This is a genomic window from Myxococcus faecalis (assembly GCF_050039385.1).
GTDB lineage: Bacteria > Myxococcota > Myxococcia > Myxococcales > Myxococcaceae > Myxococcus > Myxococcus fulvus.
Map to the genome: position 1 here is coordinate 6296594 of NZ_CP144336.1, position 14794 is coordinate 6311387.

At 68.6% G+C, this 14794-nt stretch carries 12 protein-coding genes; 1 reads left to right on the forward strand and 11 read right to left on the reverse strand.

All coding sequences use genetic code 11. The features are described from left to right. Window positions 1–6 precede the first annotated feature (6 nt). Window positions 7–243 carry a hypothetical protein gene (locus VZQ01_RS25305; RefSeq protein ID WP_426744899.1) on the reverse strand — a complete coding sequence of 79 codons (237 nt, stop codon included), beginning with the start codon at window positions 241–243 and terminating at the stop codon, window positions 7–9. Window positions 244–681: 438 nt separating this feature from the next. Between VZQ01_RS25305 and VZQ01_RS25310 the strand changes: the two genes are divergently transcribed. Continuing rightward, complete coding sequence (locus VZQ01_RS25310) at window positions 682–1305, forward strand: hypothetical protein (protein WP_426744900.1); 624 nt, start codon at window positions 682–684, stop codon at window positions 1303–1305. Window positions 1306–1454: 149 nt separating this feature from the next. On the opposite strand, the gene VZQ01_RS25315 is transcribed toward VZQ01_RS25310, so the two are convergent. The 10 genes from VZQ01_RS25315 to VZQ01_RS25360 are packed head-to-tail and all read right to left on the reverse strand — an operon-like array spanning window position 1455 to window position 14774. Continuing rightward, a complete protein-coding gene (locus VZQ01_RS25315) occupies window positions 1455–2099 on the reverse strand; it encodes a putative glycoside hydrolase (RefSeq protein ID WP_426744901.1) in 645 nt (214 codons plus the stop codon). Next, a complete protein-coding gene (locus VZQ01_RS25320) occupies window positions 2096–2650 on the reverse strand; it encodes a hypothetical protein (RefSeq protein WP_194869357.1) in 555 nt (184 codons plus the stop codon). The genes VZQ01_RS25315 and VZQ01_RS25320 overlap by 4 nt, the downstream gene beginning before the upstream one ends. Window positions 2651–2660: 10 nt before the next feature. Beyond that, window positions 2661–5990 (reverse strand): glycoside hydrolase 5 family protein, encoded by a 3330-nt coding sequence (locus VZQ01_RS25325; protein WP_426744902.1) that lies wholly within the window; start codon window positions 5988–5990, stop codon window positions 2661–2663. Continuing rightward, window positions 5987–7357: a GH1 family beta-glucosidase gene (locus tag VZQ01_RS25330; protein WP_141328648.1), complete on the reverse strand. Its 1371-nt coding sequence runs from the start codon at window positions 7355–7357 to the stop codon at window positions 5987–5989. The genes VZQ01_RS25325 and VZQ01_RS25330 overlap by 4 nt, the downstream gene beginning before the upstream one ends. Beyond that, window positions 7338–8333, reverse strand: a complete 996-nt coding sequence (locus tag VZQ01_RS25335) for an ABC transporter ATP-binding protein (RefSeq protein WP_223746964.1) — start codon at window positions 8331–8333, stop codon at window positions 7338–7340. Before VZQ01_RS25335 ends, VZQ01_RS25330 begins: the two co-directional genes overlap by 20 nt. After that, window positions 8330–10084: a dipeptide/oligopeptide/nickel ABC transporter permease/ATP-binding protein gene (locus tag VZQ01_RS25340; RefSeq protein WP_426744903.1), complete on the reverse strand. Its 1755-nt coding sequence runs from the start codon at window positions 10082–10084 to the stop codon at window positions 8330–8332. The genes VZQ01_RS25335 and VZQ01_RS25340 overlap by 4 nt, the downstream gene beginning before the upstream one ends. Then, window positions 10077–11057, reverse strand: a complete 981-nt coding sequence (locus VZQ01_RS25345; protein ID WP_141328654.1) for an ABC transporter permease — start codon at window positions 11055–11057, stop codon at window positions 10077–10079. Before VZQ01_RS25345 ends, VZQ01_RS25340 begins: the two co-directional genes overlap by 8 nt. A 2-nt stretch (window positions 11058–11059) precedes the next feature. After that, window positions 11060–12709, reverse strand: coding sequence for an ABC transporter substrate-binding protein (locus tag VZQ01_RS25350; RefSeq protein WP_426744904.1), 1650 nt, complete (start codon window positions 12707–12709; stop codon window positions 11060–11062). After that, window positions 12706–13551, reverse strand: coding sequence for a glycoside hydrolase family 16 protein (locus VZQ01_RS25355; protein WP_426744905.1), 846 nt, complete (start codon window positions 13549–13551; stop codon window positions 12706–12708). Before VZQ01_RS25355 ends, VZQ01_RS25350 begins: the two co-directional genes overlap by 4 nt. Then, window positions 13548–14774: an ROK family transcriptional regulator gene (locus VZQ01_RS25360; protein WP_426744906.1), complete on the reverse strand. Its 1227-nt coding sequence runs from the start codon at window positions 14772–14774 to the stop codon at window positions 13548–13550. Before VZQ01_RS25360 ends, VZQ01_RS25355 begins: the two co-directional genes overlap by 4 nt. Window positions 14775–14794 lie beyond the last annotated feature (20 nt).

Genomic DNA, 14794 nt, shown 5'->3' on the forward strand with positions numbered 1-14794 from the left:
GGTTCCTCAGGGAAGAGGAGGCGTGAAGATGACTTCGATTCCCTCGACATCGTTGGCATCGAACAACTTCCGGATGGCCTCGGTGGTTCTCTCCTCCGCGATGTGCCATCGAATGGGCGCCCCTCTTGCGACGGCGCGCTGACGATTCGCCTGGTCGACGATCGCCTTGGCGCCCGACCCTTCGAACCAGACCTTCGGCTTGAGGTCGTCGAGAAAACTTCTTGTGTATCCCGGTGCCTGCATACCCAGAAACGCGCCGTTGGCAAGGGTATCGAATCGTCTTGCTTGTGTGTGGGATTGCGAGAGAGTGTTTTGTGTTTCGAGGACCCTGTCTCGTCGCTGGGGCGGGGCGGGTTTGTGTACATGTTCTTGTGGAGGATGTGTTGATGCTGTTGTTCTGAAGGTGTCGAGACTTGAATCGGATTTCAGCTGCTTGCGGGGATGGGCCGACTAAAGGCAGAAGCTATGGGCGGGGTGTTTGAGTGGAGTTGGCCTATTGAGGATTTAGTGTGAATCTTCTCTGGTAGATAGAGCCTCAAGAGACGGCGAAGAGGGGTCGTTGTGCACCCCTCTTTCTGCCCTAGCTCCGAGTATGCATGGGAAGTTCTAGCGGTTGAGTGAAGATAGGCGACCGCGTAGTATGCATCCTAGTTCAGCATTTTTTTGGGGGGGAGTATACCAATGCGATTCTTGACCGGGGAATTCATACTTGAGTTCCGTGCCAATGGTGGCACGGTTGTTTTCTTGAGAAGTTGCTGGATTACGACAATTGTGTATGGCCTTGCGGTGTTGTTGAGGGAGGTTACAGATACCAACGCTATTTTGTGGACCTTGAGTTTCGGTAGTTTTCGGTTGGCTGTTAATCAGACGATTCCTTGGATCGGAGCAATTTTTGCGGGTGTGTACATTGCGCTGTATGCGAGATTCGCCTCGCAGTGGTCATATATTGCATCGTTGTATAATCAGATTATCCAGACGGAGTGCGATCCGAATTCAAGCACGAAGGCGATAGCTGTTTGGTGGGCTGCCTTCATTGAGGATGCGGAAGATCTGCACCTCGCCTTTAAGCCGATGTTTGCGGCTATTATTCGATACTTGCTGGTCAATAAGGAGGATGTGCGGATTGAGTTTGAGCAAGGCGCTCCTGGCGGAAGGGCGCGCCTAGAGAGCCTTCTGCTCCGTGTTGATCGAGTGTGTAAGGCGGCTGGAAAGAAGTGGCCCCATCTTGTAGATAATTCTAATGTTGCGAGTCTCCCTCTGCCGCACGCTTCTGAGGAGTCTCCTGGTGAGAGAAAGTCTAGTTGAGGAGGTGCGCGCGGAGTCGCGCGCCACATCCCCACCCAGTCCCTCTCTGGAGGAGACACGCGGGAGCCGCGAGGGCGTGTCTGTGATGCACCGGATTTCGTACTTCGGCCCGCTCCCCGTCGCCTGGGAAGCGGGCCCAATCCCAACCGCTAGTTCGTGAAGTACAGATTGTCGAGCAAGAGCGTATTACCCGAGGGCCCCGCGCCGGACAGCAGCACGAACGGCGCCTGCACCGCCGCCAGGTTCACGCCCCCCGCCGCGAAGTCCGCCAGGGGGATGGCCAGGTGGTGCCACTGTCCATCATTCGCATACCCATACTTCGTCGCGTCGACCTGGAAGCCCTCCGTGTCGTTCATCCCAATCTTCACCGCGGCGAACCCCGGGTCCGACGACTGCAGGCTCACGTGCAGCGTCTTCCATCCGTCCAGGCTGCGCGGTGTGTCCCAGTGGATGCCGAAGCCGAGCCACGCCTTGCCCGCGTGGACCACCCGGTCCGACAGCTTCCCCTCCACGCGCGTCGTCGACGAAGCAATCGAGACCGTGCCCTCGTACAGGTAGATGTGCGAGTCCACGTCGTTGATGATGATCTCCTCCGAGCGTCCTCCCTCGTAGAAGCCCACGAACAGCCGCCGCTGGCCCTGCTGGTAGGGGAACGGCCCCGGCAGGAACTCCTCCTCCGGATTCGGTCCCGCGTCCCCCTGCACCGACGGCTGGTGGTTCTCGTAGTCGGACTCGCCAGGGTCCGGTCGGCAGGCCCCCAGCATCAACAGAACGACACCCAAGGTCCGCTTCATGGCCGCACCGCCTTGTCCGCGCCGCTCGAGGTCCGCACCAGCACCCACCCGCCCGTCACCGTCCCACCCATCTCCACGATGGCCTTGTACGCCGGCGTCACCAGCTCGTACTGAATCGTCCCCGTGGCGTCGTACGTCACCGCGTCCGGGAAGTTGTCGAGCACCGACTGGTACGCCTTGATGGCCAGCTCGCGCACCACCGGCAGGTCCTGCTGCGACGCGAGCCCGTTCTGGTACACGCCCAGCAGGTTCAACCCCACGTAGTACTGCGCCTCGCCATACGGTCCGCGCGCCAGCAGCGTGGCCCACGCGTAGAACGAGGCCACCGGCCCCGCGTTGGCCTGGATGAGCCACTTCGTCTCCGTCCCTGGCGTCGAGTCCACGAAGGGGTTGTTCGGGTCGTCCAGGACCGTGGTGCTCGGGTGCACGCCCATCGTCGCGTCGTGCACCTGGAGCGTCAGGTCCTCCATCGACTCGCCATAGACATAGCTCGCGCGGTCGTAGCACCCGGAGGCCGCCAGCGCCGCGAGGAGCACAAGACACGTCTTCATCCGTCGTCCCTCAGAGCGAAAGGATTGCATACGCACCCACCTCGTATTCGCGGCCCTCGAGCCCCTCGGCGATGGCCGTCGTGCTCAGGCCCTCCGAGTACTCGTTCAGCATGCGCACCAGCCCTCGCAGACCGAAGCGCGTGGACACCGCCCCCAGCACCGGACGCTTCAGGCCGTAGGACAAGTCGCCTCCGACCTGCAGCGGATAGGTGAGGTTGAAGATGCGGTGGTAGTCGTACGGACCCCAGTCGTTGAAGCGCACCTGCGCCGCCAGGAGCAGTGTGTCGTACAGCGCGTTGGCGTCCAGTCCGAAGCGGCGCACCTGCCGCGCGTCCTCGCCACCCGACTGGTTGCTGCCCACGAACGCCGTGCCGTACAGCTTCAGCCGCTGCGACGGATTGCCCACCATGCGCAGCGACGCCTCCCACTCGTCCCGAGCGGGCGGAGCCCCGGCGAACGGCACCGCGCTGCCATCCGCGAGGATGGCGATGCTCGCGTCACGCGACGTCGGCTGGTGGCGGTACACCAGGTCCAGGCCCGCGGCGAACGGCGCGTCCTCGCGCATCTCCCGGTCCCACTGCCAGAACCACGTCCCGGGCGTCGGGTCGAAGGTGATGAGCAGCTCCGCGCCCAGCGTCTCGCGGTTGTCGAGCACCGTGAACGCGTCCTGCAACACGTTGCGCGCGCGCACCGCCGGGAAGTACGTGCCCGTCTCCTGGTCGAACGTGTCGGGGATGTTCGGGTTCGGTCCGATGAGCGGCTTCTGGTACAGCAGATTGGGCGCCACCTCGATGGTGCCCAGCTGGAACGCCGCGCCCGCCTGCGCGCCGAAGTGGTTGCCGCGTCCGCTCTCCCGCAGGCTCCAGCCCGTGAGCACGATGCTCGGCTCCGGGCCGCCGTCCGCCACGAGTCCCCGGAACGAGCCCTGCGCGAACACGCGCGCCCCGCCGAAGTCATACGTGGCCCGCGCCTTGGCGCCGAGCGTGTCGAGGAACTGCACCTTGTCGCGCAGCACCTCCTGGCCCGTGCCCTGGTAGCCGGGGCCGTTCGTCTCGCGTGTCCAGGTGAACTCCTCGCCGATGCGCTGCGGCGCCGCGAGGATGCCACCCACGTCCACGGACAGCGACCCCTGGTTCCACTCGAAGGTCAGCGCCGTGCGGCGCGCCACCCGCTCACGGATGACGGAGGCCGTCTGCTGCGTGCCGCCGCGCGCGATGTCCTCCTGGTGCACCAGCGTCAGCGCCGCGTTGCCGAAGCCCTTGCGGTACTTGGCGACGATGGAGGGGTTGGCGCCCCAGTACAGCTCCGGGCCGATGGCGATCTTGAACCCCTCGTACGCGCGCTTGCCGCTGAGCACCACGCCGAAGGGCGCGTTGCCGTGGTAGATGTCGATGTTCGGCCCGTAGTTGGCCTCGCGGTACAGGCCGAAGAAGTCGCCCTCCTCGCCCCAGTGGTAGTGGCCGACGCGGTAGAAGCCCTCGAGCGCGAAGTCCGTGCGGTCCAGCTTGAACTCCGCCTGGTACAGCGCGAACCGGTCGAACCCCGACACGCCCGGCTGCGCCACGCCCGGCGTCGGAGAGACACCCGGCGTGGGCGTCGTCGGCGCGGGCGTGTTGCCCCGGTTCTCGTAGAACAGGTTGTTGAGGCGGTTGGTGGCCACGTTGCCCACCACGTTGAACGACGCGCGCCCGTACACGCCGGTGGCGGGCTGGAGCGCCAGGTCGAAGAAGATGGACTCCGTGTGGTCGGAGGCCGTCTGGTTCGGCCGCGTCGTCGCGATGCTCCCGCGCGACAGCGAGCTGTCCATCACCAGCCGCAGGTTGGACACGCGCACCGCGCTGAGCTCATCCGCCTTCGCCAGGGCGATGGAGGACTCGTACCCCTTCGACAGCTCCGAGGGCCGCAGCGCCCCGAAGTGCGCGTGGATGCGGTCCAGGTCCGTCTCCTCCGCGTACGGGTCCAGCCGGAAGGCCGCCTGCAAGAGGTAGTAGGCCGTGCGCGGCTGGATGCGGGAGATGCCCGCGTCATCCGGCGTGCCGAGCGCGCAGATGCCGAACCACTCCTCGTTCATGTTGTTCTGGCCCGGCACGAAGTCCGCCGCGTAGCCGCCGTTGGGCCACGACGCCGTGGTGTCGTGCAGGGAGAGGTTGGTCTCCTGGCCCATCTTCCACCAGCCATCCACCCACTGGAACACGAAGCCGCCGAGCGCGTTGCCCACGCGGCCCTGGCCGTATGTCTGGGTGTAGATCTCCTCCCACTGCTGTCGCAGGTACTCGGCCTGCGCCAGGTGGTCCTCGCGGCCCTCCTTCGCGTTGTACGCGTCCGCGCCGAACTCGGAGAAGAGCACCGGCTTGTCCACCTTGCGCAGCACCTCCTCGTACAAGTCACGGACGCTCGGGCCGCGGTAGACGTTGGCGCCGAAGATGTCGATGTCCGCGGCGTGCTGCGCCACCAGGTCGATGTACTGGAGGTCGCCGTTCGCCAGGGCCACCGGGTGGTTCACGTCGCGCGCCTTGATGGTCCGCGCCGCTTCCCCCATCAGCGTGTAGAGGTGCACCGCGCGCGCGGCGTCCTCCTGGCCGGGCAGCGCCTCGATTTCATACGAGGTCCAGTGCAGGCCGTAGTTGTTCTCGTTGCCGAGCAGCCACAGCAGCACGCCGGGGACGCCCCGGTAGACTTCCACCTTCTTCGCCAGCTCCGCGAGCAGCGCCTCGCGGTGCGTCTTGTTGGAGTAGTCGATGTTCGGCACGAAGGCGCCGTTGACGGTGGCGCCGTAGCGGCCCATCAGCGGGTTCACCACGGTGGTGATGCCGTAGTTCTTGAAGATGAACTCCACCCAGCGCGGCGGGATGTCGTCGAACTGGCGGATGGAGTTGACGCCCATGTCGCGCAGCAGCGTCATCTCGCGCGCCAGCACCGCGCGCACGAAGTCGTCGGGCTGGTTCCAGAGCGAATAGCGGTAGTTCTCGCCGATGGGCGTGTAGCCCCAGTTCATGCCGCGCATCAGGAAGTCGCGGCCGTCCACCTTCAGCTTGAAGCCCCGCTCGTCGCGGTACACCTTGACGACGGTGGCCTTCTCCGCGCCCGCCGTGACGTCCACGGTGGGCAGGGCGATGGGCTGCGGTGACGGCGCGGGACTCGGAGGTCCCTCGGGCAGCGTGGACGTGGTGGGAGGAGGCGCGCCGCCGGGCTGCGCGGCGGCGGGCGGCGCGTTATCCACGGGCGCCGCGGGAGGCTGCGCCGCGCCGGGTTGGACGGGAGGCGCCTGGACCTCCTGGGCGAGGCCGGAGGGCGCGTGCAGGGCGAGGGTCAGCAGGGGTGCGAGGAACAGGGCTCTCATGCGGCCAGCTCCACATCCAGCCCGTTCTGGGCCACCACGGCGCGGTACAGGTGCGCGCTGTCCTTGGGGATGCGCTTCTGGGTGGCGTAGTCGACGTAGACCATGCCGAAGCGCTTCTGGTAGCCGTAGGCCCACTCGAAGTTGTCCAGCAGGGACCAGGCGAAGTAGCCCTGGAGGGGCACGCCCTGGCGGATGGCCTCGAGCGAGGCCTCCAGGTGCAGCCGCAGGTACTGCACGCGCTTGGTGTCGCGCACGCGGCCGTCCGCGTCGGGGCCCGTGCCGTACGCGGCGCCGTTCTCCGTCACGTAGAGGCGGCCCGGGTTGTAGTCCTGGTGCAGCCGCACGAGCAGCTGGGTGAGGCCGTGGGGGCTCACCTCCCAGTCCATCTCCGTCTTCTCGCTGCTGACGTGGACGGTGCGCGGCGCGTTCTGCGATTCGGGGATGCGGTCGCTGCGCAGGACGGCGCGGTTGTAGTAGTTGACCCCGAGGAAATCGATGGGCGTGGAGATGTCCTCCAGGTCTCCGGCGCGCAGGAAGGGCAGGGTGTCCGACTTCAGGTGGCCTGCGGCGACATGGTCCTGGATGACGTCACGCGGGTAGCCGCGTCCGTAGAGCGGGTCCAGGTACCAGCGGTTGAAGCCGCCGTCGAAGGAGCGGCAGGCCTCCAGGTCCTCGGCGCTGGGCGACGCGGGCTCGGCGGGCACCAGGTTGAGGGTGATGCCCACGTCCGCCTGGGACACGTTGGAGCGCAGCACGGGCACCGCCTGTCCGTGGGACAGGAGTACGTGGTGGGCCGTGGCCAGGGCCTGGCCCCAGTCCTTGATGCCGGGCGCGTGCTCACCGTTGGCGTAGCCCAGCACGCTGATGCACCAGGGCTCGTTGTGCGTAATCCAGCGCTTCGCGCGGTCGCCGAGCTTCTGGCTCACGACGTCCGCGTACTCGACGAAGGCGCTCACCGTGTCGCGCGAGGCCCAGCCGCCCTGGTCCTGGAGCGCCTGGGGGAGGTCCCAGTGGTACAGGGTGACGCAGGGCTCGATGCCGGCCTCCAGCAGGCCGTCGACCAGCCGTGAGTAGAAGTCCAGGCCGGCCTGGCTCACCTTGCCGCGGCCGGTGGGGAGGATGCGGGGCCACGCGATGGAGAAGCGGTAGGACTTCAGTCCCATCCAGCGCATCAGCTCCACGTCCTCGCGCCACCGATGGTAGTGGTCGCAGGCGACGTTGCCGTTGGTGCCGTCCTGAATCTTCCCAGGCGTGGCGGAGAAACGGTCCCAGATGGATTCACCGCGCCCGTCCACATCGGTGGCGCCTTCAATCTGGTACGAGGAGGTGGCGACACCCCACACGAAGTCACGAGGAAACTGCCGCATCGTCAGGGACTCCTTTCGAGGACTCGAGGTGGCAGCGGACGTGGTGCTCCGCCGCGGAATGGTGGAAGGGGGGAATCGATTCGTGACAGCGCACGTCCGCGTGCGGACAGCGCGGGGCGAAGGCGCAGCCCAATGGCGGTGCGGGCCCGGCGGGAGTGCGAGCGGGCAGCGGCGTGCGCAGGAAGTCCACGCCGTCCGGCACCGCGGAGAGCAGCAGGCGCGTGTACGGGTGGCGAGGTGCCTGGAGCACCTCGCGGGTGTGGCCCGTCTCCACGACGCTGCCCGCGTAGAGCACCAGCACGCGGTCCGCGAGGTGTCGCGCGCTCGCCAGGTCGTGGGTGATGAAGAGGATGCCGATGCCGCGCTCGCGCGTCAGCCCCTTGAGGAGCTGGAGCACGCCCCGGCGCGTGGAGACGTCGAGCATCGACGTGGGCTCGTCCGCGATGATGACGTCGGGTTCGACGGCCAGCGCTCGGGCCACCGCGACGCGCTGCCGCTGGCCTCCGGACAGCTCGTGCGGATAGCGCTGGGCGAACTGCTCCACGGGCGTCAGGCCCACGGACTCCAGCAGCGCGTGCACGCGGCGCTTGAGCTCCACGCCCTGGGCCTTGCCGTGGCGCAGGAGCGAGCGCTCCAGGTGATAGGCCACGGTGTGCACGGGGTTGAGCGAGGCGAACGGGTCCTGGAACACCATCTGCACGCGGGCGCGGTAGGACAGCGACGCGGCGCGGCCGTCGTGCGCGAGGACGTTCTCTCCGTGCAGACGCAGCTCGCCGCCGTCCGGGGTGTCCAGCCGCGCGAGCAGGCGCGCCAGGGTGCTCTTGCCGCTGCCGGACTCACCGACGAGCGCGAGGATTTCGCCGCGCTCCAGTGAGAAGGAGACGTCCTGCAACACCTTGCGCCGCGAGCGCGAGAGGAATCCGCCCAGCGGGAAGCTCTTCGACAAGCGCGTGGCCTCCAGGAGCGGCGGGCTCATCGGCGACCTCCGGGCAGCGCGGCCTGTGCGGGTTTGAGTGAGGCGTGCTCCAGGACATCCGGTGGCGGCGGCGCCACATCGGCCGCGCCGAGGTGCGGGAAGGACGAGAGCAAGAGCCGCGTGTAGGGATGCTTCGCGTCCGTGCGCAGCCGCTGTGCCGTGTCCACCTCCACCAGCTTGCCGGCCTGGAGGATGCCCACCCGGTCCGCGAGCGCCAGCAACAGCGGCAGGTCATGCGTGATGAACAGGACGGCGAAGCCCAGCCGGTCCTTCAGCTCCACCACCCGCTGCAGCAGCTCCTTCTGCACCACCACATCGAGCGCCGTCGTGGGCTCGTCCATCACCACCAGCTTCGGCTCCAGCGCCAATGCCAGCGCGATGCCCACCCGCTGCCGCATGCCGCCCGACAACTGATGCGGCCACGCATGCACCAGCTCCGGCTTCAGTCCCACCATCGCGAGCATCTCGCGCGCCCGCGCATAGGACGCCGCGCGGGAACTCCCTCCGTGCGCCGCCAGCGTGTCGTGGAACTGCTCCCCCAATGAGAGCACCGGGTTGAGCGCGCTCATCGCGCTCTGGAACACCATCGACACGCGGCTCCAGCGGAAATCGCGCATCGCATCGGGCGACAGCGCGGTGACGTCCGTTCCATCGAACAGGATGCGCCCCTGCGTAATCGCCGCCGACGGAGGCAACAGCCGCAACAGCGCGTAGCCGAGCGTCGACTTGCCGCTCCCCGACTCACCCGCCAGCCCGAACACCTCTCCCGGCGCGATGTCGAGCGAGACCTGGTCCACCACCCGCGAAGGCCCCGAGGCCGTCATGTACTCGATGGACACCCCACGCACGCTCAGGAGCACACCGGGCGTGGGCGCCTCGGACGACGACTCGACCGCCTTCGCGGGCACCGGCGCCGAAGGGGGCGCCCGCAGCGCGGGGTTCGTCACCTCATCGATGGCGGAGCTCAGCAGCGTGAGCGAGAAGCCCACCAGCGCGATGCACAGGCCCGTGGGGACGAAGATCCACCACGAGCGCGTCAGGAGCGCCGCGTCGTTGCCGGCCCAGTACAGGTTGGTGCCCCACGTCACCGCGCCCACGTCGCCCAGGCCCAGGAACTCCAGCCCCACCTGCGCGCCCACCGCGTACAGCGTGTTCCCGATGAACGACGACGCCACCAGCGACGCCATGTTGGGCAAGAGCTCCCGGGTGATGATGCGCGCGTGGCTCTCCCCGGCCACCACCGCCGCCGCCACGAAGTCCCGACCTCGCAAGGCCAGCGCCTCCGCCCGGAACACCCGCGCGTTCCACGCCCAGCCCGCGAACGTGAGCACCACCACCATGCGCATCGGCCCCGAGGGCAGGTACGCCCCCAGCACGATGGCCAACGGCAGACCCGGGATGACCAGGAACACGTTGGTGGTGAGCGTCAGCGCGTCGTCCACACGCCGGCCCAGGTAGCCCGCCGTGATTCCCACCAGCGCGCCCACCAGCGTCACCAGCGCGCCCACCGCGAAGCCGATGGCCAGGGTCTCCCGCGCGCCGACCACCGTCTGCGCGAGCACGTCCTGTCCCTGGCCCGTGGTGCCGAACCAGTGCGCGCGCGAGGGCGGCTGGTGCGGCTGGCCCACCAGCTCCGTGGGGTCCATCACCAGCCACGGGCCCACCAGCGCGAGCACGAGGAAGCCCAGCAGGATGCTGCCTCCCACCGCCGCCTTGCGCTGGCGGAGCAGGCGTCGAAGGGTCTCACGCATGGGCGCGGGTCCTCGGGTCCAGCCAGAGGCAGAGCAGGTCCACCGCGAAGTTCGCGGCGAGCACCGCCAGCGTGATGACCAGGAAGAGCCCCTGCATCAGCGGGTAGTCCTGGTTGCGCACCGCGAGGATGAGCAGGTAGCCCGTCCCCGGATACGAGAAGACAATCTCCGTCAGCAGCGAGCCGCTGAGCACGAACCCCAGCGCCATCCCGAAGCCCGTCACGTTGGGCAGCAGCGCGTTGCGCGCCGCGTACCGCAGCATCACCTGCCGGGGCGGCAGCCCCTTCGCGTGCGCCAGCCGCAGCGTGTCCGTGCCCAGCACGGCCACCATGGTGTTGCGCATGCTCAGCATCCACCCGCCCAGCGTGGCCACCACGATGGACGTCGCCGGCAGCACCGCGTGCCGCCCCACGTCCGCGATGAACGAGAGCGTCAGCCCCGGCTCCACGTCGTGCGAGTACGCGTGCCGCAGCGGGAACCACCCCAGCCCGAAGCCGAAGAGGTACAGCGCCAGCATGGCCAGCCAGAAGTAGGGGAAGGCCCCCAGGAACGCGAGCGCCGGCGCCAGCGCGGAGTCCATCCATCCGCCCCGGTTCCACGCCGCCAGCACGCCCAGCATCGTCCCCACCGCGAAGCTGATGACCACCGCGCACCCGGCCAGCCCCACCGTCCACAAGAGCCCCGTGCCGATGACCTCCGACACGCGCGACGGGTAGTACGCGTAGGACAGCCCCAGGTCGCCCGAGAGCAGGTGCTTCAGGTACGTGACGTACTGCACGTGCCACGGCGCGTCCGTGAAGCCGAAGGCCGTCTTCAGCGCCACCAGCGCCTCCGGCGAGATGCGCCCCTCGAAGCGCGCGAACATCGCCGTGGCCGGATCTCCAGGCGCGAGCCTCGGGATGACGAAGTTCATCGTCAGCGAGGCCCACGCCGCGAGCAGATAGAAGCCGAGCCTGCGAAGCACGTAGGACATGGTCAGGGCTCCCTCGGCGTGAGGGTCGTCAGCACCAGCAGGCTGTCCGGCTCGGCGTGCGGGGACAGCCGCGCGTACGGGTTCGCCTCGGAGGGAAAGCCGGTGAAGCGCTTGGAGTTGGCCTCACCCCAGGACGGGTTCGGGAACAGCGGAATCGCGGGCGCCGTCTCCGAGAAGCGCCGCTGCACCTGCGCCATCAGCGCCTGCTGCTCCTCGCGCGAGTCGGTGCCCTCGAAGCGCTCCAGCAGCGCGTCCGTCTGCGCGTCGCCGTAGCGCTGCCAGTTCGCCGCGGCCACCTCGCCCACCGGCCGCACCGTCGCCGAGGACAGCATCCACTTGTAGAAGGTGTACGGCGTGGGCCCGTCCAGTGACCACGAGATGGCCAGCTGGAACTCGCCCTTCTGCAGCCGCGCCTGCCACGCGCCGAACTCGTACGTGCGCAGCTGCGCCTGCAGCCCCAGCTTGCGCAAGTCGCGCGCGACCACCTGGCCCGCGCGCACCCAGTCGGACCAGCCGCCCACCACCTCGATGTCCAGCGTCAGCGGCAGGCCGTCCTTGCCACGCCGCAGCCCGTCCTCGCCCGCGATGAGGCCCGCCTCGTCCAAGAGCCGCGCGGCCTCCTTCGCGTCGTGGCGCACCCACGCGTCGTCCGCGACGTCCGCGTCCCGCCAGCCCGCGTACGCGTCATTGAGGCCCGTGGCGTCCGCCGGCCGCGTGTAGCCGTACATCGCGATTTCGACCAGCCGCTCGCGGTCCAGCGCCATGCTCAGCGCCTTGCGCACGCGCACGTCGTCCAGCGGCGGCCGCGTGGTGTTCGGGTAGAGGAAGACGGTGCTGCCGTAGAGCGGGAACCAGCGCGCGTGGTGCTTCGGGTCCTTGGACACGAAGGTGCGGTCCACCGCGGGGACGAAGTTGCCCGCCCAGTCCACCTCGCCCTCCACCAGCGCCAGGTTCGCCTGGTCATTGGTGGGGAACGCCAGGAAGCGCAGCGCGCGCACCGCGGGCTTGCCGGGCTGCCAGTAGTACGGGTTGCGACCCAGCTCGTACACCTGGTTGCGGAACAGGCTCACCTGCGTGAAGGGGCCGGTGGCCACCGGGCTCGGGTTGGTGAAGGTCACCGGGTCCGCCACCCGCTCCCAGATGTGCTTGGGGACGATGGGCTGCGCGGCCAGGTCTCCGAAGCCCGGGATGAACAGGCGCGAGAACTGGAACGCCACCGTGTGCGGCCCCTCGGCGCGCACGTCCGACAGGAAGCGCCACACGCCGCCCGCGTCCAGCGCCGCGTGCTTGCGCAACAGCTGGAACGTGTACGCCACGTCCTCCGCGCTGAAGGCCCTGCCGTCGGACCAGCGCACGCCCTCGCGCAAGGTGAAGCGCAGCGTGCGGCGGTCCTCGGACCACGCATGCCCGGTGGCGAGCCACGGCGTGAAGCCGCCGGTGGACGGCGTGTAGAGCTCCAGGCACTCGTAGATGCCCGCGCGCGTGGGCCACCTGGAGCCCGCGCCCGGGAACAGCGGGTTGAAGTTGCGCACCCACGCGCTCTGCTGCTCCACGGAGACGAACAGCGTCCCGGGCGGACGGGGCCTGGGCTCGTTCGAGCACGCGGCCAACGTCAGCAGGAGGAGGGGGAGCAGTGAGGCCGCGGGCCTCATTCCGCCCTCGCGTAGACGCGCACGTAGTCCACGCGCATCGTCTGGGGGAACTGGGTGGTCCCGTCGATGGGCCCCACGTAGTTGCCGCCCACCGCGATATTCAGGATGAGGAAGTGGGGATGGTCGAACACCCAGCGCCGGTTGGCCGGCAAGTCCCTGGGCGTCACCTCGAGGAACGCGACGTCGTCGACGAACCAGCGGATGCGGTCGGGGTCCCACTCCACCGCGTAGAGGTGGAAGTCCTCGTACAGCTTGCCCCCGCTGACCACGTGCTCGCCGCCGACGTTCTCCCCGCCCGAGTAGCCCGGGCCGTGCAGCGAGCCCCGGACGATGGCGGGCAGCTGGCCCCGGTGCTCCATGATGTCGATTTCGCCGCACTCGGGCCAACCGACCTGCGGGAAGTTGGCGCCCAGCATCCAGAACGCCGGCCAGATGCCCTTGCCGGTGGGCAGCTGGATGCGCGCCTCGAAGCGGCCGTACGCGCGCTCGAACTTGCCGCGCGTGTTCAGGCGCGCGGAGGTGTAGTCGTTGCCCTGGTAGCGCTCCTTGCGCGCGGTGATGACCAGGTAGCCCTCGCCATCCAGTGACGCGTTCTCCGTGCGCGCGGTGTTGTGCTCGTACTGGGCGTTGCCCCAGCCGTCTCCTCCGACGTCCGCGTTCCACCGCTCGGGGGAGGGCGGGGTGCCCGGTGCGCCGTCGAACTCGTCCTGCCAGACCAGCCGCCAATCCTGATGCGAGGGCTGGTGGATGGTGGGAGGGGGCTCGATGCTCTTGGAGCGGGCCGGGTCACAGGCCACGCTCCCCAGGAGCAGGCACCACGCGAGGAGTCGGCTGGAGGTCATGCGATTCTTCCGACGTGTTGGAGTGGGAACAGCGTGCGGTCCCGGAGGGCCGCCTGGAGCACGAGCGTCGCCGCGCCCACCGCGATGGACTTGTCGCCCAGCGCGGAGGTGACGATGCGCGTCTCCGCCATGGACGTGGACAGCGCGCGCTTGCGCACCGAGGTCCGCAAGGGGTCCAGCAGCAGGTCCCCCACGGAGGAGATTTCTCCGCCGAGCACGACGATGGCGGGGTTGAGCAGGTTGAGCAGGCCCGCCACCGCGATGCCCAGGTACTGGCCCAGCCCGTCGATGATCTGCCGCGCCGCCGCGTCTCCGGCGCGCGCGCCCTCGACGATTTCGCGGATGGTCGGCGCCTTGCGGCCCTTGGTGCCCATCAGCTCCCGCGCGCGCTCCACCAACGCGCCGGACCCGATGAGGGTGACCAGGCAGCCGCGCAGTCCGCACAGGCACGGCGGCCCCGCGGAGTCCACGGCGATGTGGCCAATCTCTCCGGCCGTCCCTCCGGCGCCGCGGTACACGTCGCCGTGGATGATGTGGCCCGAGCCGATGCCCGTGGCCAGCTTGATGTACGTCAGGTCCTCCCCGTTGATGCCCGCGCCCCAGTAGCACTCCGCCAGCGCGCCCAGGTTCGCGTCGTTGTCCACCAGCACCGGCAGGTCGAACGTGCTGCCCAGCGCCTCGCGCACGTCGTAGCCGCGCCAGGCCGGCAGGATGAGCGGCGAGAGCTTCCCCGGCGCGGACGGGTGCACCGGGCTGGGCGCGGCCACGCCCAGGCCCACTACGGACTTGCGGGGCACGCGCTCGGCGTCCAGGCACTCCTGCACCAGCGCCCGGATGGACTTGAGCGTGCCTTCGGGGTCGTTGCGCACCTGCTGCGCGCTGTTGCGGTGCGTGCGCACGCGGCCTCGCAGGTCCGTGAGCACGACGGTGACGTGGGTGGCGCCCATCTCCACGCCGAGGATGCTGAAGGCGTCATCCCGGAAGCCGATGAGCGTGGGCCGGCGGCCACCCCGGGACACGCCGGCGCCGATGCTGCGCACCAGCCCGGAGTGCTCCAGGTCCGCGACGATGGCCGACACGGTGGACGGGCTGAGCTCCGTCCTCCGGGCAATCTCCGCCCGGGAAATCTGGCGCTCGCGCCAGATCATGTTCAGCAGCAGGCTGCTGTTCTGCGCCCGCATGCCCGCCGCGTCGACCGTCCGTGCCGCCGTTCCCACTTTCATCGTCCCCTTACGCTCCGTTC